The sequence below is a fragment of the Rhizobium sp. A22-96 genome (assembly GCF_053521805.1).
Genome location: NZ_JBNWDQ010000007.1, coordinates 23,116 through 43,347 on the forward strand (window position 1 = coordinate 23,116; position 20,232 = coordinate 43,347).

Sequence of the window (20,232 nt, forward strand, 5' to 3'; positions counted from 1 at the left end):
TCTCTCCCGTCGTGCGCTCGATCGATCGGCTGGGAGCTGCACATATCAGGTGTCGCGATCTCTCACAATGTAACTAGTAGCGCTATAGGAACGTGCCTAGAGTCCGGGATCCAGTGGTGGAGGAATATCGATTGCCCCATGGATCGAGGGATGAGGTGTCCCCACCAGTTTCCCTATTCGTCATCAGCAAGAGCTTATAAATCCACGACCCTCTCGAGATTTCGTGCGCATCTTGTCATTTATTCATCGCAGGCAGAGTGAGTTGAAGGGCTGCATTGAGCGACGGAGTGGGCTTGAAGAGTAAACTAAATTCGTTTAGTTTTGTTTTGGCAGGATACGCAAATTTGTGATACATATTTGCTGACAATCGACGGACACGCCGTCGATAGAGCTGCCGCACTCACTGTTGAGGATGGCGCGTTGGCTGCGAATGTAAAAAGAATACAGAACGGACCATTGGTGGGCGGGGTAAAGGCCCGTGTCGTGCACGCTCGCCTTTCCGTCGCCGAGTATGCCGCCGTTGAGCACGCGGCAGCCACTGCCGGCATAACAGTCTCGAGTTTCATCCGTTCGCTCATGCTTGAAGGTGCCGGCGTTCTCCCGTTCTTTACGGAGGATGACAGGGCTATTCTCGATATGTTGCTCCTGGATATGCGAGCGATCGGGGCGAATCTCGACCGATTGGCACGATCGGCCAACAGTGCCGGCCGGATGGAGCCGGGTGAGGTTTTGAGCGCGCTGCGTGACGTTCAGAAGGTCGCGGCCTCAATCATGATCGAACTCCGAACGCATGGGGCGCGTGCCGCTCGTCGGCGCGGGTTGGCTTAGTGGAATTTTTCCTCGGAGCGTTCGAGAAGGAATGGGAAGGCCGCAAGGCTGCTCTGCTGCATGAGCGATTGCGGCTACGCAATAGAGCGCTGGAGGACGATGAATATCGGCGCCGGGGAAGCGCGGCTACCAGTCCTGCGGCCGGCGCGTTTGGTTCTGCTGGCCCCGCTTCGAGATTCACGCGAGGAGATCGAGGTCGCCACGATGGAAGATCGCAAGGATGGCCCGGCGAGCCATCGATGCGCAGCCGGTTTTCCGCACTCGCCAATGGTAGCCAGCCCGCCGTCGTGAAGGTGGCGTCCTTTGGCGGAGGAGGGCGGCTCTCGGCGATGGTCAGCTACATCTCCCGAAACGGAAAAGTTGCCGTCGAGAATGAGCGGGGTGAGGAGTTGCGCGGATCGGATGAGCTTTCATCCGTCCGCGGGGAGTGGGATCATCTCATGAAGAACCGCGCGAAAAGCCGAGACCTTGGGACGTTCTTCGTTGAGGTCAACGGCGGGTTCGATCATGGATATGATTTGCATTTCCAGGCAAACGCACTCCTCAAACGTGGACTGGGTGATCGCAGTTTTGCCTATGCGATTACGCCATATGATGCTGCGCCAGGTTACAGGATTGATGGCGTTTGCGTGTTGCGTGACAGCGGGGGCGAACGCCTGACTGGAGATCGCAAGTCTTCCGAAATCGTCCAGCTTCGTCTGGCCAGCGAGGAGCACCGTCCCGTTCAATCAATGGTCTTTCGATTCACTGGCTATGGGAACGGCGTGGATTATGGTGCTAGCCGGCTACGTGATCTTGTTGAGCAGCACGGTGGAGCAAGAGACGAGGGCGGACAGACTATCGAGAACCCAACGCAGGCAAGTGACCTCGTCCGGCTCGAATGGCGCGATCAACTGCACAGTCGCAAACCGCGCGATGTCATGCACCTCATTCTTTCAGCCAGGGCAGGAACTGATGTCGATCGCTTTCATGCTTCAGCGCGGGAGTTTCTCGGGCAGGAATTCTCAGGGTATCGTTATGTCTTTTCTCTCCATGATCCGTCGAACGATCCGAAGAATGAGAGGGAAGGGGGCAAACGACCTCATGTCCATATTCATGCGATCGTGGCGATGCGTTCTGACGCGGGAGACAGAATTGAGACTTCCATTGCTTCGTTCCGGCGCTGGCGCGTCACAATGGCCGAGAAGGCCCGCGAACACGGGATCCGCATGGAGATGACAGACAGACGTGATCGGGCAAGCCCTCCGCCCTACCATCGAAATCAGGTGCGACCGACAAGCCGGCTTGGGCGTACCGAACATGAGGGAACGACCGAGGCGGGGCAGCGGAGATATGACGATAAGCGGCGGGACATTCGGCATTCGACCGATACCGAGAAGGGCCGGAGGTATACTGAAGTCGCTAAGTCGGAGTGGTCAGTCCTCGCTCAAGATGAGGAGGAGCTGACGAGCCGAAACTATATAAAAGCGCAGTCGGCGCGCCTAACTATGGCCGAAATCGCGGGATCTCGATCTTTTGACGCGGGAGTATCGAAGGACAACTCCCTCTCGCATTTCAATACGAATTTAGTTACATTGGTCGAGGTTGTTTTCGGAGATGATGAAGTGCTTCAGATGAACAGGGTCGAGTTTGAAGGCTATGAACGACGAGTTGAGATTGCGCTCTTTAACGCTGAGCGTAGTGCTCCGGCCGATGAGCAGGAGGACTTTCAGCGGATCGTTGCCGCGACGAGGGAACATATGGCCGCCAGACGCGCATTGATGGAGCAAGCGGAACAAGACGGACCGATAAGCGAACGCATCGAAACCGCTAACGATACGAACGAGCGGTGGGGCGACGCGGTCGCCCGACACGGTTATAGGGCAGTCGAAGTTGCAAATGAGGTCATGCTCGATCTGGAATTTTGTCGCGAAGCGATCGAACGAGCGGATGCCGGCGATGTTCAGGCCGATGTGAGAATGCTTCGAGAAAATCTCAAGGTGGAGATCACGCGTGCCGCTGAACTTGGAGTTGCTGGAAATTCATTGATCCGAGAAATCGCCGAGACCGATGAAGAGCTGCGCGTGGCAATCGAACGTGTCGAACGCTCTCGCCATCAATCTGGCAGAGACGGGCCAGCTGGTAAAGGTGAGGTATTGGACATCCATCGTGGGCAAGATCCCAGATCCGGTGGCGGTGCATTGACCGAGGAGCCTAGCGAAGCGCAAATGTTGAATGTGGAGCGCCTGCCGGCTTCGACGAGGCATCGCGACGAGATCACAGGATTAGGTCGCGCCGACGAACCGAACTCAGGCGCCTCGGTTCGTGGAAGTGACGACGTGCTGTCGCGCGACGAAGATGATCGCGAACTGTGATAATCACCGTCTGCGTCCCTGAGTTTCCTGCCGGACTTCGATTCCCGTGGGGTAAATCAATCCTGTCAAACGGCGGGCGTCGCTGATTCCCCGGCGCTGCTTTCGTCGGTTCTCGAAAGCCCCTAAGGATCCCGGTAGGCCCTGCGAGACTGCCGCTCCAGGAGCTCGACTAGCGCGGTGCTCCACTGCCCACATTCAGTTGCCCTGAACACCGTCGTCGTTGAGTTTCCGCATCAAAACCGAAATTATTTAGATTCGCGTGTAATGTAACCCTTTTTGGTTGAGAGATTAATTGTATTAAATCAGTTGGTTACCATTGACTGGTGTCCGAAATACGCATGTTTATTCTGACGGGGGAGTATCCATGGAAGAAATGAAGAATATTATCATCCAACGGCTTCGCCGGGCACCGGCAGGCAAGATTGTGACCCCGAAAGAATTCCTTTCCCTCGGGTCTCGGACTGCTGTTGATAAGGCATTCAGTCGGCTTGCTGCAGCCGGGAAGGTTATCCGTGTGGCGCGAGGAATGTATGTAGCCGCCCAGGAAAGCAAGTTTGGCACGTACCCACCGTCTGCGGAAAAGGTCGTCAGCTCGTACGGAAAAATCACTGGCGAGCGGATTGCTCCAAGCGGCACGAGGGCGGCGAATAACCTAGGTCTGACGACCCAAGTGCCTGTGCAAGAGCTTTTCCTCACGACGGGAAAGGCCGGGATTCTTATGCTCGGACGACGGAAGGTCTTCCTGAAGCATGCGCCTGCCTGGCAGATGGCAATGCCGAACTCCAAGGCAGGCGAAGCAATCAGGGCGATTGCACACTTGGGCCCGCAAAGCGCAGTGTCCCTCGCAAAAGCAGTACGCAGTAAGCTGACCGCCGGGGAGTGGAAGCAGGTTTCGAAGATGAAGCGGAGCGTTCCCGCGTGGATGGTGAAAGCAATAAGCGAGGCGGAACTCGTCGACTAGTTTCATTGAGCTCGACTGGGATGCCCGGGAACGGCTACTCAGCTTCGCCTCGAATGAACTCAATCTTGCCCCTCACATCCTAGAAAAGGACGTAATGGTCGTTTGGGTTCTCAACGCCGTCTTCACGTCGGACTTCGGCGGCGTGCTGTCATTTAAAGGCGGCACGTCACTGTCGAAGGCATACGGCCTGATTGACGGATTCTCGGAGGATGTCGACCTAACCTATGACATCCGACGCTTCCTTCCTGGAATGAACTTCGATGAAGATGGAATTCCGCCGACCAAGAGTCAGGAAAGCAAGCTGACAAACGCGGTGCGCGAGAAGCTTCCCGAATGGATTCGCAATGATCTCGCGCCTGTCCTTGAAGAAGCCATTGCAAAGGACGGACTTCGCGCCAAGCTTGTGCAGGAGAGCAGCGAAACTCTCAATGTTAACTTCGATAGCCATTTCTCGGGGTACAGCTACGTCCGTTCGTCGGTGCTATTGGAGTTTGGCGCTCGTTCGACCGGCGAGCCAACGATTTCGAAGAACATCGACTGTTATGCTCAGCGGGTAATACCTACCGTTACCTTTCCGACCGCCACTGTGCGGACGATGAAGGTCGAGCCTACGTTCTGGGAGAAGGCAACGGCGGCACATGTCTACAGCTTGCAGGAGAACCTAAAGAAGGAAAGGTTCTCGCGCCATTGGCACGACCTCCACTACATTTTAAGTCCCATATGGTAATGCATAACTTGTTGTTATTACTTGATAATATCTTATAAATTCTGTGTATGTGTACGATACTGTGCACGAATTAAGGGGTAGAGGTGGATGCTGGCGACTGGTCGCCGTAGGCGAAGGTCAGTCGACGGGCCAAACCTTAATGGCAACGCGCTTGAACTCGATGACGCTAAGTGCACCCCGCGCCGGGCTATTTGAGCCCGGCATGACAAATTGCTCTGCGACCTCTGAATAAGGTGCTTCCCAGATCTCACAAAGATCCAGTGTTACGTTGTCGAGGAGCACGAGCAGCACGGTATGGCAGTCGGCGGCTTGTTTGACCCGGCCGAGCAACTGACTCGGGTGCGGATGTACGCTGTAAGCTCTCCCTTTGATCTGGATATGCTCCCTGCTGCCATCGGTACGATGTCGAATGGCGTCGTAGCCTACCGTACGTGGCGGCGCCAATTCCAGATTGAGGACTTCGGCTGCAAGGGGCGCGGCAACTTCACCGATGACGCCAAGAGGCCTGCCAGTCAGACGGTAGTATTCAGCGGCCAGGGGTTTGATGGCCGTCAGAATCTCCTGAACTCGACCGGCTGCGTCTGTTTCCGTCATAGCATCCATCGTGCCTCCTCGCTGACCTTGGGTTTACCGGCTCGTGGCGGTAGCGCCGACAATGAATATTGCAGACGCTGCAGAATCCTACAATTGATCGGGAGCTAATCGTATTATGAGTTGTGACCTGTTGGAACGCAGGTGATATCCCGCGCAACAGCCATTCAAAGCCTCGCAAAACATTGGAGGGTAGGCGAGAGGTTCGCTAGCTTGAGCCGCTGGCGCACGGTGATAACCGATTGCCCAAAGCGGGAGGCAATCACATCGGGCGCCATGCCGTCCTCGGCAAGCTGCCGGTAGCTGAGGATTTCATCCACGACATGCATGGCTTCCCGCTGCACGTTCTCCGCCAACGAAAGCTCGGTGTCGTTGTCGTCGCGGACGTTGCACGGGATTTCGGCATCCTCGGCCAGCCGCCCCTCCTTGACTAACAGGTTGAGTGCCGCAAGGCGGCGCGAACCTGCCACGACTTCATACTTGGCCTTCTTGACCTTGCGCACGGTCCGGTTCTGGATAAGGCCCAGGGCCTCGATGCTGTCGGCCAGTTCCGACACACCGACGCTAGCATTGACGCGGCGCACGTTGGTCTTGCTCGGCACCAGACGTGACAGCGGGATTTGCTCGATGGCCGCACGGATGCTGACCGGCTCGATGAGGGTTTCGGTGGTCATGGCGATATTGTCCATGGTGTTAGTCCTTCCATTGATTGTTCAAATCGAACACGGAGCAGAACCGCGTTCTGCTTCCCGGGGCCGCGCGAGCGGTGGGGATGGAAGGGGACAACAGTCTTCGCGGGGAACCGGCTGCACGGAGTGCAGCGAAGGAAGTTGGGCGGAAGACCTGTTGGGGGGAGAAAGGGGCGAAGCCCCTGGCCCCCCTAAGGCGAATACAGAGTGCTAAAGTCGTATATTTCTTATGAAATTAAATCGTTGATCGCTTCTTCGAAGTCTTTGGCACCCAAGTGAAGCCCACCGCAGAAAACCCCAACAGCGGACAGATCAATATTATCATCCTAAGGATATACGAAATGCGGTTTATGTAATCGGAATAGAGCTGATAGCGCCATATTCAGAAGCCTTCGGAATTGATCCAGATACATCCTCTCGAACGAATTCGGCGACGGCAGACAGCTTCTGCAGGCTCCGGTCCTGAGGCGGCATACGGGTCGCCATTTCCGGATTCGCGATCATTGGTAGCAGTTAAAACTGCTCTGCACTTAAGAGGTGCGTTGGGAATTTGTAAGCTCAACTCGGTATCGGCGTCAGGCGTTCGAGCGCTCCGCGGAATCGACGACTGCCTTTGATTGTCTGCCCATTGTCAAGGGTAACTGCGAATTCCTTACCATCAATTGAGTGGATGGCGCGAACGTGCCCGACGTTGATTATGCGTGAGCGATGAATGCGCAGGAAGCCAAGTGAAGAAAGTTGCGCTTCCCAGGCACCTAGCGTGCCGCGAAGCATATAGGATCGGTCGCGGGTGTTCAGCTGAACATAGTTTCCTGCGGCCTCGACCCAGCAAATCTCCGGTGGGTAGACGAATATCCGATGGCCGCCCTCGCGAACTTCAAAGCTTCCCGTCGCCTTTGCCTCGTTGGTATTACCCCGTCGCGTCCTTACGTGCTGCAAAGCATAAAAGATCGCAGCCCAAACAGCGTAGGTCAAAGCGTCTTTTCGCCATTCGTAAATGAGCTCGCGGGCCAGATCGCCCGGCACATTGAAGTGGGCGAACTGATAGGCAGAACCAAATCCTGCGTAGGCGAGCTTCCGCAAAACAACCATGCCCACGACATGGGTGAGCGAAAAGGGGAGAGTAAACGCTGCGTGGATAGCGAACTGGTTGAGCCGAGCCCTTGCCTTCATCGGGAAACCAGCCAGCGCCAGAATGGTTAGCGGCGCGAGCAACAGCATGATGAGTGCGCTTGAGACCTCCCACACAATTGGCTCCCAACTATTGAGTGTGCGGTGCATCCGGGCAGCTTCCAATAACGTCGACGTAGCGTTAACCGGGACGGTAGCAACGATGCCGACGGCGATGATGATGAACAGCTTGGTGCTCGGGTCCGACTTCGCCCGAAGGACAAGACGACCTCCGATCACGCCGACCCGGCCACTGATCCCTAATGCTTTTTCTACAATGTCTGTCATCTTGCCTCGCCCTCGGCGCTCGGCATAGCGTCTAGATATGACCTATACCGCCGAACCTTCGTCGCCGAACCTAACTGGGCCGCAAGTTGTCCTCAAGTCGAGAGATGTCGCGATCGACTACCTGCGATCGACGCTAACGGTCATGGTCGTGGCTCATCACAGTGCGCTTGCCTACACCACCTTTGCTCACCTCGATACGGCCCATTATCTGCGATCGACCGCGCCTATCGTCGACGAGATGCGCTGGATCCTCCTGGATTACGCTGAGAACTTCAACGACGTATTCTTCATGTCTCTAATGTTCTTCGTTTCCGGCTTGTTTGTCTGGCCATCGCTACAGCGAGGAGGTGCCGCGGCGTTTCTGAAGAACCGTGTGCTTAGGCTGGGCGCGCCGTTCGTGGTGGTGGCCCTTACGCTGATGCCGGTAGCCTACTATTCTTCCTGGGGGATAACGGGGCATGAAGCAGGCTTTGCCAACTATTGGCGCCAGAATATCTTCACGGACGGCATCACCCCAGGGCCACTCTGGTTTGTCTGGGTATTGTTGTTGTTTGACATCATCGTCGCCGCCGTCTTCCTCGCGAGACCAAGGCGCGACATGGCCCTGATGTCGAAAGAGATATGGTTGGAACGTCGCCCGCTGCTTGCCGCAGCGGCGATGCTTTTCGCATGCGGGGTGGCCTATTTTCCAGCCTTGAAGGTGTTTGGTTTCGGAGGCTGGTCCATATTCCTAATTCGGCCGTTCTACTTTCAGACCTGTCGTTTCGGCCTATACCTGTTGTGGTTTCTGGCTGGAGTCTGGATTGGAAGAGGCGGCGTGGACCGTGGGCTGCTGGCGCCCAGTGGCGCGTTGGCGCGCCACTGGGCCTTGTGGGTTTTGGGTTGCGTCATAGCCTACAATCTTTTGGTGATAGTGCCTCGCATTTCAATCACCGCCCTACTGTCGACGCCACAACGCGAAGCGCTCGAAGCTATTCTCTGGGTGGTCAGTTGCGTCACCAGCTGCTTTGGCTTTCTCGCGCTTTTCCGGGGGGGGGTTAGCAAGCCTCATCCTTGGATAGACAAGCTAACGCGTTGCGCCTACGGCATCTATCTGGTCCATTACCTGTTTGTATTGTGGTGCCAACGGCTGCTGCTCGGTCAGAGCCTACCGGCGGGCGTCAAATTCCTGCTAACCTTCATCGTGGCCTTGGCCCTGAGTTGGACGAGCGCGAGAGTTATGCTGCTTGTTCCCGTAATGCGGAAGGTGGTGTAAATGCCCTCCACCAAAGTGCTTTCTGAGCACATATGCGGTTACAGTATATCCATGCCCGTTTGTTGTTCAGGGCCGCTGTCGCCGCTTTCGAATTTCATGGGCGAGCCGACACCGAAAAGGGAGTGGGCAGACCATAGTCTACCGAAGAAAGTCGCCCACTAGATTGAGCGTGCGACTGCAGTATAAACCCTACCGAAGCCTCTGTGTGCTGAAAACTCGTCAATATTACAGGCGAAATCTCGCTAACCAAAACCGCTAGAATTCAGCCCCCACGCAAACGACGGCCATAATCATAGCCCACGCAGCGCCAAAGGCGCTGCGAATACGGGAATGAAGAGTATCGGGGAAATCAGCGTCGCGCCGCCATGGGCGGGATTTCGGGCATTCTCGCCACGCTTAGGGCGAACAACAGGGCGGCCGCAGGAGCCTCAGCGTAGCGTCCCAAGGGGAGACGGGACCGACTGCCTCGCCGTGCGTTCCGTCCGGATGCAAGCTCAAAGAGATTGCGGTGGCTTATGGGGATTTACCGGAGGAAGCTGCGCATGGCGTCGGGCGGCGTCCATCCGCTGATATTCCCTCAGGCAGCGGAGGGCGCTGCCTCGCTGGGGGCGTCGATGTGGCGGCCGCCGATTGGCAGCAGAACACGTCTGGATGTAAGCCACACCTTCATGGCTGGGCTTGGCGATGTCACTTTGTTTCAGCGAAGCGAGACGGGGTGTCTGCCAGCAAACTTATGCGGTTGCGCTGGTCGCAGCTTTCCATTGCGCCATTGCGCGGATGCGATGAATGTGCACGGCCAGGGCTGAGCGTTTCTGGTGTGGTTGCACGAACAGATTTCTGACGGCTGAAAAGACTGAGATGAAACGTTGCAAGCCGCCCGCCGATCGAAATCCCTGCATCATCCGTTCCCGCTTTCGAAGTGGAACGTGAGAATTCTCCGCTCGATTATTAAGGCCCTTGTGGGATCGATGTTCAACGCCCGGCATTACATCGCGCCTTGCTGCTCCATATGAGCGCAACTTGTCGGTGACGATGCGCTTCGGCGACATGCCCTGCATCCTCAGCAACCTGACCAGCAATCGCTTGGCAGCCTTGGTATCGCGGCGGGCCTGCACGATCTCGTCGAGAACATAGCCGTTTTGGTCAACAGCCCGCCATAGCCAATGCTTTCGGCCGCCAATGGAAATTACGACCTCATCAAGATGCCAGATATCCTTTCGCGACGGAACTCGTTGGCATAAACTGCACCAAATTTGCGGCTCCATCGCCGGATCGTATCGTAAGATACGATGATACCGCGTTCCAACAGCATTTCCTCAACCAACCATAGGCTCAAGGGGAACCGGAAGTACAGCCACACCGCATGGGCGATGATCTTTGGCGGAAAACGGTGGTTCTTGTAACTGATCGGCGGCTGGCTCATACCAACCCGATTATCCGCCAACTGTTAAACCAACAATAAGGTGACATCGCCATGGGCACTCCTGGTTGAGTGCAGGCGAGCGTCAGGCTGGCTTACCGACGAACAGGCAGCTGATTAGTTTGGCATCTCCCTGCGCCGGTCCAATTCTTTCAGCAGGTTAAGAAGCCTCTTGGCGGCCTCCAGATGCAATCTGTCCAGCTTGACGCCAGAACGCGTGACAACCTCGAAGGTCCGCGTGTCGAGGATGGAAAAGTCGCCGTCATCATCTTGGTGCAGATAATATTGCATTTCTATATTATAGACTTTGCTTATGATTGGGAAAGTGAAATTCGCGCGCTTGGGTAGAGTTTCCCTACCGATATTTTCGCGCGAGCACTGGCATCGTTCAGCTTTTTGTCAGTTGTTTGCGGTATGCGCCGCCGCGCGAAGCTGACGCCCCCAACGAAAGTTTCGCACAAGGCGCCCTAAAGGGCCCTTGGCTCTGCCTCATGCCAAGGGGCAGAGCGCCCCCGGCGTCAACCATATGTTCGCTCGCCGATATTGCGAGGCAGGATCGATCCAGCGATTTCGGCGACTGTCATTTATATAATTCGCCATATTGCACTTTTGCACCAATCAGCGCCTATTAGCGCATGGTAACAAAGCTAGTAGATCTGAAACTGAAACCCGGTCTCCTCGCCCTACTAACGCAGCTCGGTCATGAAACAGTCGAGGACCTGATCCCCTTCAGCAATATGGAACTGTTGCGCATGCCTGGAATGGGCGGTCGTGATTGGCGAAAAGTCGCACGTGCTATGGGACGTGAGATGCCAGGACGGCGCAAATGACTGCCACCCACAACTTCATCACAGAACTGGTACGAGCGGCGAATGAAATAGGCCGGATCACCGATTTCGAGGAACAGCGCTTACTCGATCGAGCGGTAACCACAATTCGGGATATGCGCGAGGCGATCGGGATTCCAGCATCCGGGATGGGTACTGACGCTGCGATAGACCTGCAAACCGTGTCCGCTTTAGTCAAAGCTGGTGTCGCGCAGGACGATACAGTCCGTGCGGCGCTATTAGACGCCGCCGGCATGATCCGGGATCTACACATCGTTCTGGACACAAATACCGAAATTCAATTGGGACAGGGAAAACCGTAAGGCCCAAAATTCTTCCGCCGCTGGATCTTTTCACCTTAATCCACGTTTGAACGATCGACCGAATGTTCGGCGGCATACTAAACAGCGGCGGATGCGATGAACGAAGAATTGCCTGATATCGAGCCGGAATGGAAAAGTGCTTTTATGGTTATTGGCGTGGCGCTTGCCGGAATATCTTTGATTGTGGCTACCTTTTGGCTGTGATTGCATGGGTCACGCTTACGACGACAGCGGAGTGTTCGCGGCGGCTCGGGAGCTGATCGACGAGCATCTGAGGCCAACGACAGATCCGGAGGGATGACTTAAAATCTGTTCGTGCAACCACACCAGAAACGCTCAGCCCTGGCCGTGCACATTCATCGCATCCGCGCAATGGCGCAATGGAAAGCTGCGACCAGCGCAACCGCATAAGTTTGCTGGCAGACACCCCGTCTCGCTTCGCTGAAACAAAGTGACATCGCCCTGTACTGGCATTAGGCGGCCAACATAATTACCGCTTAAAAATGCTTGGAATGCTACAAGAATTTGCGACCAATGTTACAGGCGGCGTCATCGCCGATTGCGCGCACTGGCTGCCAGAAGAGCGCCCGGTCGAGACAAGGGAGGCGGTTGTCGAGTTCATGACTAATTGAAACCAAGTATCTTTTGAGAAGGGCATTTTTTATGAGGTAAGGCGTCGACAACGATAGCGAGGTTTCCGATGCCGCGTCGGCGGCACCTTCATGGGCACTACCCCGCGGTCGCGCTTCGGTTCTTTGACGCACTTCGAAATTCTCCCGTGAAGTTGGCCGTGAGCCTTACCGCGATGGGATCCGAACTCAGTGGAAACACGGGCCATTTCCAAGGCTTCCATATCCTGGATCAAATTCTCGACCGGTTACAGCGCATCAAGCTCGTTCACCTGCAGGGCGGCTGGTTCAAGCCTGCGGCGATGGCAAGGCGCACGCGGCGATGCCCGGCGTCGATGATATATCCATTTCCGCCGTCGGTTTCGGGGGCAACCACCGGCGGCTGGACGATGCCGACGGCCTTGATCGTCGCAAGCATCAGCGCGTCGGCCTGCGGCGACGACTTCGACTGGCGCATCCGGTCGGGGTTTTCCTTCAGCGCACGTGGGTCAACCCTCATGATCTGCATGGGATTTTTCCTTTCGGGAGGTTCCGGACCGGCGCCTTGCCAGCCCTTCCTGTCTTCATCTTTTCGCGAAGACACCTCCCTGACCGCCGAGCGGCCGGACTGCCGCAACTGCGGCCGAGCGTCCCTGCTGCGCAGGACGAGCGGGGCTGGTCAGCCCTGCGAAGGACCACCAGCCGGGATGACGCAGGCGGCGGTTGAGCGATAGCGGCGGCAGGAGGATCGATCTGCGACCGGTTCATCCTTCCTGCTTTTCTCTTTTCTCAATCCCCACTTTTCAATTCGAGCCGGAGCGCGAAGACGATAGATGCAGGCGGCGGCCATGCCTCGAGGAGGGGGCTACTTTCGGCTTCCCAAGAGGGCCAGCGCTTCCACCATCATACGCTTCAGGATCAGTTTCCTGCTTTCTGGTGCAGTAGGACCGGCTTCGGGGACAGCAGCAGCAGGCGATGGATCGGCGGCCTCGGATGGCGAGACCGGCAGAGGCTCTTCGACCACTGCGGTGACAACGACGTGCGTGATTGTCGTTTCGTCTGATTTCACCGAAACCGTGGCTTGTCCTCCGGAGCGGAGGCGGTCGACGCCGATTTGAGCGGCCTCCTGCTCGTCTTGAGCTTCGACCAGCGATGTCTGCGTCACCAGAAAAAATGGCATGTTTTCCCACGGAATGTTTTAGTGCAGATCTCTTCCGCAAAGCGGTTTCGGTCAAGGGGCAGCGCCACATTGGCGGTCACATCGGAGACAAAAAAGGCGCTCGACCCGTGAGAGGAGCGCCTTCTTCTGTATCCCGGGACAATGTCAAACGCCGCGGCGATTGCAGCGAGCAGGACATCGTCTCATCGGGAAGTGATGCTCAGATATTATTGACGAAGGGCAATTTCAAGTCGAGATTAGGGATCGGGGCTGATTGATGGAGCCAGACGCGCGTTCGGCGCTCAAAAACCGATCGGCAAAGTAACGCGACGGCGTGGTGCCAAGCACCTTCTTGAACATGACGATGAAGGCCGTCGTGGATTCATATCCCAAGTCACCTGCCACCTGCTGGACCGACGCCCCGCCGGCCAGTTCCCGTAGCGCGATGACCAGATGTAACTGGCGTCGCCAACGGCCGAAGCTCAACCCTGTCTCTTCGACCATAAGTCGTTTTAATGTTCGCTCACTGACGGCGATGTGCTCAGCCCATTGCGCAAGGGTACGGCGGTCGCTCGGGTCTGCCAAAAGCGTTGTAGCGATCGAGGCGATCTTTGGATGAGCGGACACGGGCAGCTCCAGCCTCTCACGCGGCATCAACGCGAGTTCATCCAGCATGACCCGCATGAGGCGATCGACATGAGGGTCCGGCGCATCGCTTTCTGATAGGTCCGCTAAGCGGAGTATCATCTCCCGAAGCATCGGCGAGACCGAAAGCGTACAGCACTCGTCCGGAAGCACGGCCGCGCCGGGTTCGACGAACAGGTATGTCAGACGAGCGTTGGACGTGACGTGATTGCTGTGAGGAACGCCGCCGGGAACCCAGAGACCGCAGTCGGGCGGAACGATCCAGACCCCGCTTTCCGCGGTGCAGGTCACGGCGCCATGGAGCGCCAGGATCAGTTGACCTTGCGGGTGCTGATGCTGGTGTGCCTCGGCCTCATAGTCGGCGAAGTCCATCCTCATCGCCATCGCCGGCCCACGCAACAGCCTGAGATCGCAAGCGGTGCTGCAGGGAGGTCGCTTATTCAGAGATTGGCCCGATTTCGAGATCATATGGCATTATCTCCAATTATGGGCCGCGGCGCAATCCTCTAGGATCCGGTTCAAACAACGATAGGAGATGAGCCATGCGTATCGCCGTGGTGGGCGCGACCGGCAGGATCGGCGCCAAACTGACCGAGAACCTCTTGGCCAGAGGCCATTCAGTCAAAGCTCTTTCGAGAGGGGGGCCCGCCCTTGATGCCCTAGTCGCCAAAGGAGCAGAACCTTTCCTTGGCAGCTTCGACACGGGGGATGGTGAGCTCGGCAGGTTCTTCGAAGACACTGACGCCGCGTTCCTGATGGTCAAGACCCTCTGGGCGGCGGAGGACTTTCATGGGCACTATCCTGCGGTAGCGCTACGGTTATTCGACGCACTTCGGGATTCCCCGGTGAAATTTGCCGTGAGCCTGACCGCAATGGGATCCGAGGTCAGCGGGAACACCGGCCATTGCCAGGGCTTCCATATCCTGGACCAGATCCTCAACCGGTTACGAAACATTAATCTGGTGCACCTGCAGGGCGGCTGGTTCATGGAGGACCTAGCCCGATGGGGGGACGCGATCGCGCAGCACGATAGGATCGGCTGGACGCTTGCCCCGGACGTCAAAGCGCCTTGGGTTTCTATCGAGGACCTCGCGGATTTCGCGGCGAGGGAACTCGACACGCCAAGTGAACAGCCCCGGTCGGTGAAGCAACTGGGCATTGACTACACGATGCCGGAGATAGCCTCGATCATCGGCCGAGCACTCGGTCGAGAAGTGGACTATCGCTTCATCGATCCGAGCGACCACGAGGTCGAGAGGGTATTCCGGGAAAGGTTCGGAACGCTTGATCGGTGGGTCTATGACAAGAACACGGCGGCGGCTCTGAACGATGGGCGGGTCAAGTTCCGCGATGATCGGCCGGCGCTGCCCACGACAATGGAAGACTTCGCCAAGGACACCCTCAAACCGCTGGTCGAGAAGGCGCGGATGGAAGGCCCCAAACCGGAGACCTTCCTGACTTGGAGCTCGCAAAGATAATGGTGGTTTAGATCTCGACGAAGAACAAAAAAAGGGCCGCCGGCAAAAGCCGTGGCCCATGAAGTGTGGAGATCTGAAACCTCCAGAGGGGAACAGCTGCTGCGACGGAACTGGGAGGTGACCGTCATGTGCATCAGCTGCAGGCGTTATGCCTGAATTTTGACCAACTGGAAAACATTTATTGTGCAACACAGCTATGCAGTCGCCGCGACGCTCTTCGGGTCCAGATCTGCCGCCAGTTCAGCCTCGATTGCTCGCAGCTTCAGCCGCTTTTCCTCCAGGTCGTCTGCAACCGCGAAAGCGCCTCCGTCTCGGGAACGGTAGGAAATCAATCGTCGCTCGGCATCTTCAAGCCGCCGGCGATACTGGTACAGTTCCTCGTCGAAGCCCCCGAGTGCGTGCTCAAGCCGTGAGATGGCGCCAGGCGGCGTGACCGTGATGGCGAGATCGATCTCGTTATCTGCGCCGGTACGCTGGAGCAGTGTCTCGAAGCGATAGCCACCACGCTTGCCGAAGCGCTCGCCCTTGTAGACCAGATCGAAACCGGTGATCGTGGACAGATGCACCTCGCCTTCCTGCGTCAGCTGCAGCAGCGTGAGGATTTCCTTCATCGGCCAGCGTCCTTGCGCTCGGTATGGTTCTGACCGAGCACCGTCATCACGAAGGCATCGCCGGTGGTCGGGCGGAGGCGTGCAATGTCCTGACCGATCTCCTTGATGCGCCGGGTCGAGACCGCAAACTCATTCTCGGCGTCGCGCATCTGCCGGCGGACGGCGTACTGATCGTCCTCGTGTGCGGCGCGCAGCCGTTCGAGCCTGGCAACATCGGCCAGCCCTGCCTTCTGCATCAGCCGCTCATCACCCAAAGCGATGGCCTTGGCCATGGTGAACTGGTTGGCCGCGCCCTCACCGACATCCTCCAATCGCCGGAGAGGGCAGCGGCGATGAAACGTACCTTGCGCGCCCGTTTTATTATGCCACATCGAGGCGTCGAGTGAGCATTCAGTGGCATAGGCGTAGATATCGACCTCCTCATGTTGATTGCCCTGGCGGACAATCCGTCCCTCGCGCTGTTCGATCTGCGGCGGAAGCCATGGCATATCGAGATGGTGAAGCGCTTTGAGCCTAAGCTCGGCGTTGACGCCGGTGCCCATGGTTTCCGACGAACCGATCAGGAAACGCACCTTGCCGGCACGGACATCGCCGAACAGCCACTGCTTAGCCTCGGTCTTCTTGAAGTCCGGCAAGAAGGCAATCTGCGATGCCGCACGCCAAGCCGGATCAGTTCGCCGTGGATGAAGCGATAGGCCGAGAAGCCGCGGGACTTTCCGACATTGATCGCGCCGAGATCGGAAAAGATCATCTGTGCCGCACCCGGCAAGTCAAAATCCTTCCCGTCCGGGCGACGGTAGATCGTGTCGCCAGTCTCCTGCCAGATCCTGTAGTCATTGCGGATCAGAAGATTGAGCTTGTTGTCTCCTCGTTCTCAGCCTCGGGCATGACGAGGCGAAGATCGATCGCCGCATGACGCCCATCGGTGATGACGGAGAGGAGATTATCGTTACCCGGATTGGCTCCGGTCTCTCCCTCTGCTGATAGGTCTTGAACAGCGCCGTCGGCTTTGCCGTCAGGATCTGTCGGCGCCCTGTCGAGATGTTTGGCACCTTCACATATTGACGCAAATCGTCGGGCATGACGACATCGGCGAAAGACCTGAATAGTAGCGCCACGTCATCGATCCCTGCCACGGGCGACTTCGTTTTGCCCAGCGTTCCGTGACCGAAGTGCGATCACGGGATTTCTCCGCCGGGCGAGAGCAGGCGGGATTCCTGGCGATGACGCCGACCAGATTGGCCACCCGATCCAGCGCCTCGACGAAGGTGATGCCGTCCAGATGCTCCGCGAGACTGAAGACATCGCCTTTCGCGTCGCACAGAGGATCGAACCATCCCTCCCCCCGTGGATGACGATGACGATTTCCGCACCGCGCCGGTATTTAATGCCTTGCGGGTGCTTTCCTTGAGGTCGATGGCAAAGCCAGCCTGTTCCAGCAAGGCTGCGCACTGGACACGATCCCGAAATTCTTCCAGTTTCTGTTTCTCCATTATTTTCCCCGGGTGATGTCACGTTGTTTGTAGCTTAACGGTTGATAGTTAAGCCGCCTCGATGAACACATCGATCGTCAGCTACAAACAACGTGACATCACCCGCAACGGCCCTTGGCCCCCTAGATGGCCGACGGACGTGCTGCTTGTTGGCAGAAAACGGCAACCTTTTGTCTAAGATTTGTCCTGTAGTCTCGCGGGCCAGCACGGTTTCGCAAGAAGCGATTCCGTTTCACTTCCGGGTATCGCGTGATGAATGGCAAACATCTCGGCGACTGTCCCTATGTTTCGGGAGAACTGTTGTCGCATGCTAATCAGCCAGGGCGCAGCACGCAGCGAGCGCATCAACCTCCAGCTTGCCTGCTCGCTCGCAGGTATCGCAGGTGCATTGAACGCCGCAGCCTTTTATGCCGTGGGCTTCTTTTCCGCCAACATGACCGGGAACGTCTCAAGCCTGTCGGATCATCTGGCAACCATGCAATGGTTGGCCGCAGCATTCTATTTTGCGATTGTGGTGACATTCATTGCCGGCTCCACGCTGTCATCCTTGCTGATCAACGCTGGGCGCCGCAGGGGCATCGAAGCTATCTATGCCTACAGCATCCTTGCGGAGGCCATCTTGCTGGTGCCTTTGGGAGCGGCGGATTTGTGGCTCAATGTTGACTGGCGTTCCTCTCTCGAGGTGCTGGGGCTCGCCTTTCTGATGGGCCTGCAAAACGCCACCGTTACCCGATTGTCGGACGCCCGGGTGCGAACAACTCATGTCTCTGGCATGGCAACCGATATTGGTGTCGAGCTGGGCATGTTGGTTGACATCTGGCGCGGCCGGGAAAGCCAATCCCTTGCCGCAGATAACAGAAGTAAGTTGGCTCTCCATCTTGGAACGATCAGTGCTTTTCTCATTGGCGGCATCGCAGGCGTCATGGCTTACCGGATCGTCGGAGGATATCTGCTATTGATCTGCGCTGTTGTACTGCTGGCGATCTCGCTCACCGGAATCCGGCACGCAAGGACGTTGGTGACCACGGCATCGCGCCGTGTCTCGCGGCACCGGCGCGAGCGCCCGTAATCGGGAATTTTTGAACCAAATAGTGACGCTATTCGTTGGGGACAAATGAAGCGGCGAAGGCAGTGGAGCGACAGGCCGATTACCGTCCAAAGCGCCAAGGGGCATTGGATGGATATCGTTGGCCCGACATCGGCCATGGACTACCTGCTTGGTCATTGGCCGCCGAGCCGCGATGACGACGCCCTCCAGGCCGCCACGATCGCCCTTATCGATGCGGTAGACGGACGACGCACGCTGGAGGAAGCCCGAAAGGCCTTCGTTGACGCGCTACGGCAAGCGGGCATCATTTATTGGGACTGGCCGACCAGATAAAACGAACCCGCCGAAGCGGGTTCAATCTATGCGAATGCGCATACGCTCTACATGATCACGCTCGCAGACCAATATCCGCGTTGTAGTTAAAATCAGATAAACATTTCAGATAATTATCGTCGGCTCAATCGGTGGCAATGTTTCCTGAGCGCTATCCGCCACACGTTGCAAGGCTTGCCAGTGCAGAAGATGCGCTCGGTCAACGCGGGTCTGGATAGTCGCAAGCATTCAGCCCGCGGCCGCGATATCACCAGCGTTGTGTAGCGCACGAAAACGATCTGCAAAAGGAATGCTCTGTTGCGATGGGCGTGATCACTATTCAAGGCGACACATCCGGTATTGTCTCTCTCGCGCCACTATCCCGGCACCAGCTTCAAACAATATCCTTTTGAAACGCTCCAATCATTGTTCAAGATTCGGTTTTACGATGCCCGTCAGCACGCTGTCTGTTCTCGACCCCAACGCATTAGACGACTATCTCGACCTGAGGTCGGTTCCAAGAGTGCGCCACTTTGGCAACCATGACATGGTTGAACGTCTTCGCCGCGCCGTACCATTCGATTTCATTTACATTTCCGGTCTAGATGTCGACCACTATCGGGTGGGGCAAGGTTTCTCGATCGATACCGATTTGCCGCCAGAATATCTCGAGGCTTACGAAGCCGGCCAATTCCACCAAACAGATCCCTTTATTCTCGCTGCTAAGGCGTCAAAAAAGGTTGTCGTCGAACATGACGTCTACGCGCTTACGGCACCGCCTGAAAAGCTTGCCCATCTGCAGGCGCAATTTGGCGTCAAGAACCGAACTACCTTCCCGATTGCTCGTGGAAGCGTGGTTTATGGCGCGGTGGGCTTTACGCGAACTACTCCTTTCGACGCTGAAGAGTTAAACTTTCTCGGGACATTTTCAGAGGCTCTCCATTGGGTCATTACCCGCCCCCTGATGGAGCGCTTCGCCGCGAAGAACCTGCGGCTATCAAAAGGGGAGATTGCATGCCTGTTGCATGCCAGCCGCGGTCTCACCACCGCTGGCATAGCCAAGTCTACAGCTTACCGGATCGACACAGTGAACAGCTATCTGATTGCCGCTGCCAAGAAATTGAATGCATCGAACCGGACGCAGGCTATAGCCGAAGCGATAAGACGTCGATTAATTGATTAAGTAAGATGCCGGAATATAAATAGAATCTAATATGATATCCTTTAATGTACTCGCCTAAAACGGATAAATTACTGGCCGAGTGATACTTGCGACAAGACTATCGTTTCTTGAATTATCAAAAAATAAACGAAGTTACCCGATTATTCGGGGTGCAGGGACTTTTCCATGACGGTCGAGCTCTCCTGTCAGTCTAAAGCTTTCTCTCTCGGCGTATCGCCATTTGCACTCAATTGGACAACAGTTGGGACGGGTCTTGCGTGCC

The 20,232-nt window shown here is 56.6% G+C and carries 16 protein-coding genes and 6 pseudogenes; 12 read left to right on the forward strand and 10 right to left on the reverse strand.

What is annotated here, in order from left to right:
• Positions 1 to 420 precede the first annotated feature (420 nt).
• The 4 genes from ACQZ6F_RS27220 to ACQZ6F_RS27235 all read left to right on the forward strand — a co-directional run bounded on the left by ACQZ6F_RS27220 (position 421) and on the right by ACQZ6F_RS27235 (position 4,870).
• Positions 421 to 828, forward strand: a complete 408-nt coding sequence (locus ACQZ6F_RS27220) for a plasmid mobilization protein (RefSeq protein ID WP_449095277.1) — start codon at positions 421 to 423, stop codon at positions 826 to 828.
• Positions 828 to 3,182 (forward strand): relaxase/mobilization nuclease domain-containing protein, encoded by a 2,355-nt coding sequence (locus ACQZ6F_RS27225; RefSeq protein ID WP_449095276.1) that lies wholly within the window; start codon positions 828 to 830, stop codon positions 3,180 to 3,182. The genes ACQZ6F_RS27220 and ACQZ6F_RS27225 overlap by 1 nt, the downstream gene beginning before the upstream one ends.
• 364 nt (positions 3,183 to 3,546) lie before the next feature.
• Complete coding sequence (locus ACQZ6F_RS27230; protein WP_449095275.1) at positions 3,547 to 4,143, forward strand: DUF6088 family protein; 597 nt, start codon at positions 3,547 to 3,549, stop codon at positions 4,141 to 4,143.
• A 94-nt stretch (positions 4,144 to 4,237) separates the two neighbouring features.
• On the forward strand, positions 4,238 to 4,870 hold the full coding sequence (locus ACQZ6F_RS27235; protein ID WP_449095274.1) for a nucleotidyl transferase AbiEii/AbiGii toxin family protein: 633 nt from the start codon (positions 4,238 to 4,240) through the stop codon (positions 4,868 to 4,870).
• A gap of 117 nt (positions 4,871 to 4,987) precedes the next feature.
• On the opposite strand, the gene ACQZ6F_RS27240 is transcribed toward ACQZ6F_RS27235, so the two are convergent.
• From ACQZ6F_RS27240 to ACQZ6F_RS27250, 3 genes are all read right to left on the reverse strand, one after another.
• The gene (locus ACQZ6F_RS27240) at positions 4,988 to 5,473 is read right to left on the reverse strand and encodes a hypothetical protein (protein WP_449095273.1); all 486 of its coding nucleotides are present in this window, start codon (positions 5,471 to 5,473) and stop codon (positions 4,988 to 4,990) included.
• 155 nt (positions 5,474 to 5,628) lie between these two features.
• Complete coding sequence (locus ACQZ6F_RS27245; protein WP_449095272.1) at positions 5,629 to 6,150, reverse strand: ParB/RepB/Spo0J family partition protein; 522 nt, start codon at positions 6,148 to 6,150, stop codon at positions 5,629 to 5,631.
• A gap of 558 nt (positions 6,151 to 6,708) precedes the next feature.
• Complete coding sequence (locus ACQZ6F_RS27250) at positions 6,709 to 7,608, reverse strand: LytR/AlgR family response regulator transcription factor (RefSeq protein WP_449095271.1); 900 nt, start codon at positions 7,606 to 7,608, stop codon at positions 6,709 to 6,711.
• A gap of 37 nt (positions 7,609 to 7,645) precedes the next feature.
• On the opposite strand from ACQZ6F_RS27250, the gene ACQZ6F_RS27255 reads away from it, so the two are divergent.
• Positions 7,646 to 8,863, forward strand: coding sequence for an acyltransferase family protein (locus ACQZ6F_RS27255; RefSeq protein WP_449095270.1), 1,218 nt, complete (start codon positions 7,646 to 7,648; stop codon positions 8,861 to 8,863).
• Positions 8,864 to 9,594: 731 nt separating this feature from the next.
• On the opposite strand, the pseudogene ACQZ6F_RS27260 reads toward ACQZ6F_RS27255, so the two are convergent.
• Both ACQZ6F_RS27260 and ACQZ6F_RS27265 read right to left on the reverse strand, forming a co-directional pair.
• A pseudogene (locus ACQZ6F_RS27260) lies at positions 9,595 to 10,279 on the reverse strand (IS6 family transposase); the annotation flags it as partial.
• Positions 10,280 to 10,400: 121 nt separating this feature from the next.
• Positions 10,401 to 10,574 (reverse strand): hypothetical protein, encoded by a 174-nt coding sequence (locus ACQZ6F_RS27265; RefSeq protein WP_449095269.1) that lies wholly within the window; start codon positions 10,572 to 10,574, stop codon positions 10,401 to 10,403.
• 535 nt (positions 10,575 to 11,109) lie between these two features.
• Here ACQZ6F_RS27265 and ACQZ6F_RS27270 point away from each other — a divergent pair.
• The 3 genes and pseudogenes from ACQZ6F_RS27270 to ACQZ6F_RS27280 form a co-directional block, all read left to right on the forward strand.
• Entirely contained in the window at positions 11,110 to 11,433 is a 324-nt protein-coding gene (locus tag ACQZ6F_RS27270; protein WP_449095268.1) for a hypothetical protein, read from the forward strand.
• Between the two features lie 306 nt (positions 11,434 to 11,739).
• Positions 11,740 to 11,844 (forward strand): annotated as a pseudogene (locus ACQZ6F_RS27275) (IS6 family transposase); the annotation flags it as partial.
• 307 nt (positions 11,845 to 12,151) lie between these two features.
• A pseudogene (locus ACQZ6F_RS27280) lies at positions 12,152 to 12,352 on the forward strand (NmrA family NAD(P)-binding protein); the annotation flags it as partial.
• On the opposite strand, the pseudogene ACQZ6F_RS27285 reads toward ACQZ6F_RS27280, so the two are convergent.
• The 3 genes and pseudogenes from ACQZ6F_RS27285 to ACQZ6F_RS27295 form a co-directional block, all read right to left on the reverse strand.
• Positions 12,346 to 12,570 (reverse strand): annotated as a pseudogene (locus tag ACQZ6F_RS27285) (ParB N-terminal domain-containing protein); the annotation flags it as partial. The pseudogenes ACQZ6F_RS27280 and ACQZ6F_RS27285 sit on opposite strands and share 7 nt — an antisense overlap.
• A gap of 336 nt (positions 12,571 to 12,906) precedes the next feature.
• Positions 12,907 to 13,221: a hypothetical protein gene (locus ACQZ6F_RS27290; RefSeq protein ID WP_449095267.1), complete on the reverse strand. Its 315-nt coding sequence runs from the start codon at positions 13,219 to 13,221 to the stop codon at positions 12,907 to 12,909.
• A 225-nt stretch (positions 13,222 to 13,446) separates the two neighbouring features.
• Positions 13,447 to 14,313: an AraC family transcriptional regulator gene (locus ACQZ6F_RS27295; RefSeq protein WP_449095266.1), complete on the reverse strand. Its 867-nt coding sequence runs from the start codon at positions 14,311 to 14,313 to the stop codon at positions 13,447 to 13,449.
• Positions 14,314 to 14,387: 74 nt separating this feature from the next.
• Between ACQZ6F_RS27295 and ACQZ6F_RS27300 the strand changes: the two genes are divergently transcribed.
• Positions 14,388 to 15,323 carry an NmrA family NAD(P)-binding protein gene (locus ACQZ6F_RS27300; protein ID WP_449095265.1) on the forward strand — a complete coding sequence of 312 codons (936 nt, stop codon included), beginning with the start codon at positions 14,388 to 14,390 and terminating at the stop codon, positions 15,321 to 15,323.
• 194 nt (positions 15,324 to 15,517) lie between these two features.
• Here the strand turns inward: ACQZ6F_RS27300 and ACQZ6F_RS27305 are convergent.
• Both ACQZ6F_RS27305 and ACQZ6F_RS27310 read right to left on the reverse strand, forming a co-directional pair.
• Positions 15,518 to 17,061, reverse strand: a pseudogene (locus tag ACQZ6F_RS27305) (P-loop NTPase family protein); the annotation flags it as partial.
• Positions 17,043 to 17,427 (reverse strand): annotated as a pseudogene (locus ACQZ6F_RS27310) (hypothetical protein); the annotation flags it as partial. The pseudogenes ACQZ6F_RS27310 and ACQZ6F_RS27305, both read right to left, overlap by 19 nt.
• A 307-nt stretch (positions 17,428 to 17,734) precedes the next feature.
• On the opposite strand from ACQZ6F_RS27310, the gene ACQZ6F_RS27315 reads away from it, so the two are divergent.
• The 3 genes from ACQZ6F_RS27315 (at position 17,735) to ACQZ6F_RS27325 (ending at position 19,970) form a co-directional block, all read left to right on the forward strand.
• A complete protein-coding gene (locus tag ACQZ6F_RS27315; protein WP_449095264.1) occupies positions 17,735 to 18,496 on the forward strand; it encodes a YoaK family protein in 762 nt (253 codons plus the stop codon).
• Between the two features lie 45 nt (positions 18,497 to 18,541).
• Positions 18,542 to 18,808, forward strand: coding sequence for a DUF982 domain-containing protein (locus ACQZ6F_RS27320; RefSeq protein ID WP_449095263.1), 267 nt, complete (start codon positions 18,542 to 18,544; stop codon positions 18,806 to 18,808).
• Between the two features lie 427 nt (positions 18,809 to 19,235).
• The gene (locus ACQZ6F_RS27325) at positions 19,236 to 19,970 is read left to right on the forward strand and encodes an autoinducer binding domain-containing protein (RefSeq protein ID WP_449095262.1); all 735 of its coding nucleotides are present in this window, start codon (positions 19,236 to 19,238) and stop codon (positions 19,968 to 19,970) included.
• Positions 19,971 to 20,232 lie beyond the last annotated feature (262 nt).

What these genes read in the sequence shown, in the direction of transcription:
- ACQZ6F_RS27230 (WP_449095275.1), top strand. Translation starts at nt 3,547, where the DNA reads ATGGAAGAAATGAAGAATATTATCATCCAACGGCTTCGCCGGGCACCG.
- ACQZ6F_RS27235 (WP_449095274.1), top strand. Translation starts at nt 4,238, where the DNA reads ATGGTCGTTTGGGTTCTCAACGCCGTCTTCACGTCGGACTTCGGCGGC.
- ACQZ6F_RS27240 (WP_449095273.1), bottom strand. Translation starts at nt 5,473, where the DNA reads ATGGATGCTATGACGGAAACAGACGCAGCCGGTCGAGTTCAGGAGATT.
- ACQZ6F_RS27245 (WP_449095272.1), bottom strand. Translation starts at nt 6,150, where the DNA reads ATGGACAATATCGCCATGACCACCGAAACCCTCATCGAGCCGGTCAGC.
- ACQZ6F_RS27250 (WP_449095271.1), bottom strand. Translation starts at nt 7,608, where the DNA reads ATGACAGACATTGTAGAAAAAGCATTAGGGATCAGTGGCCGGGTCGGC.
- ACQZ6F_RS27255 (WP_449095270.1), top strand. Translation starts at nt 7,646, where the DNA reads ATGACCTATACCGCCGAACCTTCGTCGCCGAACCTAACTGGGCCGCAA.
- ACQZ6F_RS27265 (WP_449095269.1), bottom strand. Translation starts at nt 10,574, where the DNA reads ATGCAATATTATCTGCACCAAGATGATGACGGCGACTTTTCCATCCTC.
- ACQZ6F_RS27270 (WP_449095268.1), top strand. Translation starts at nt 11,110, where the DNA reads ATGACTGCCACCCACAACTTCATCACAGAACTGGTACGAGCGGCGAAT.
- ACQZ6F_RS27290 (WP_449095267.1), bottom strand. Translation starts at nt 13,221, where the DNA reads ATGCCATTTTTTCTGGTGACGCAGACATCGCTGGTCGAAGCTCAAGAC.
- ACQZ6F_RS27295 (WP_449095266.1), bottom strand. Translation starts at nt 14,313, where the DNA reads ATGATCTCGAAATCGGGCCAATCTCTGAATAAGCGACCTCCCTGCAGC.
- ACQZ6F_RS27300 (WP_449095265.1), top strand. Translation starts at nt 14,388, where the DNA reads ATGCGTATCGCCGTGGTGGGCGCGACCGGCAGGATCGGCGCCAAACTG.
- ACQZ6F_RS27315 (WP_449095264.1), top strand. Translation starts at nt 17,735, where the DNA reads ATGCTAATCAGCCAGGGCGCAGCACGCAGCGAGCGCATCAACCTCCAG.
- ACQZ6F_RS27320 (WP_449095263.1), top strand. Translation starts at nt 18,542, where the DNA reads ATGAAGCGGCGAAGGCAGTGGAGCGACAGGCCGATTACCGTCCAAAGC.
- ACQZ6F_RS27325 (WP_449095262.1), top strand. Translation starts at nt 19,236, where the DNA reads ATGCCCGTCAGCACGCTGTCTGTTCTCGACCCCAACGCATTAGACGAC.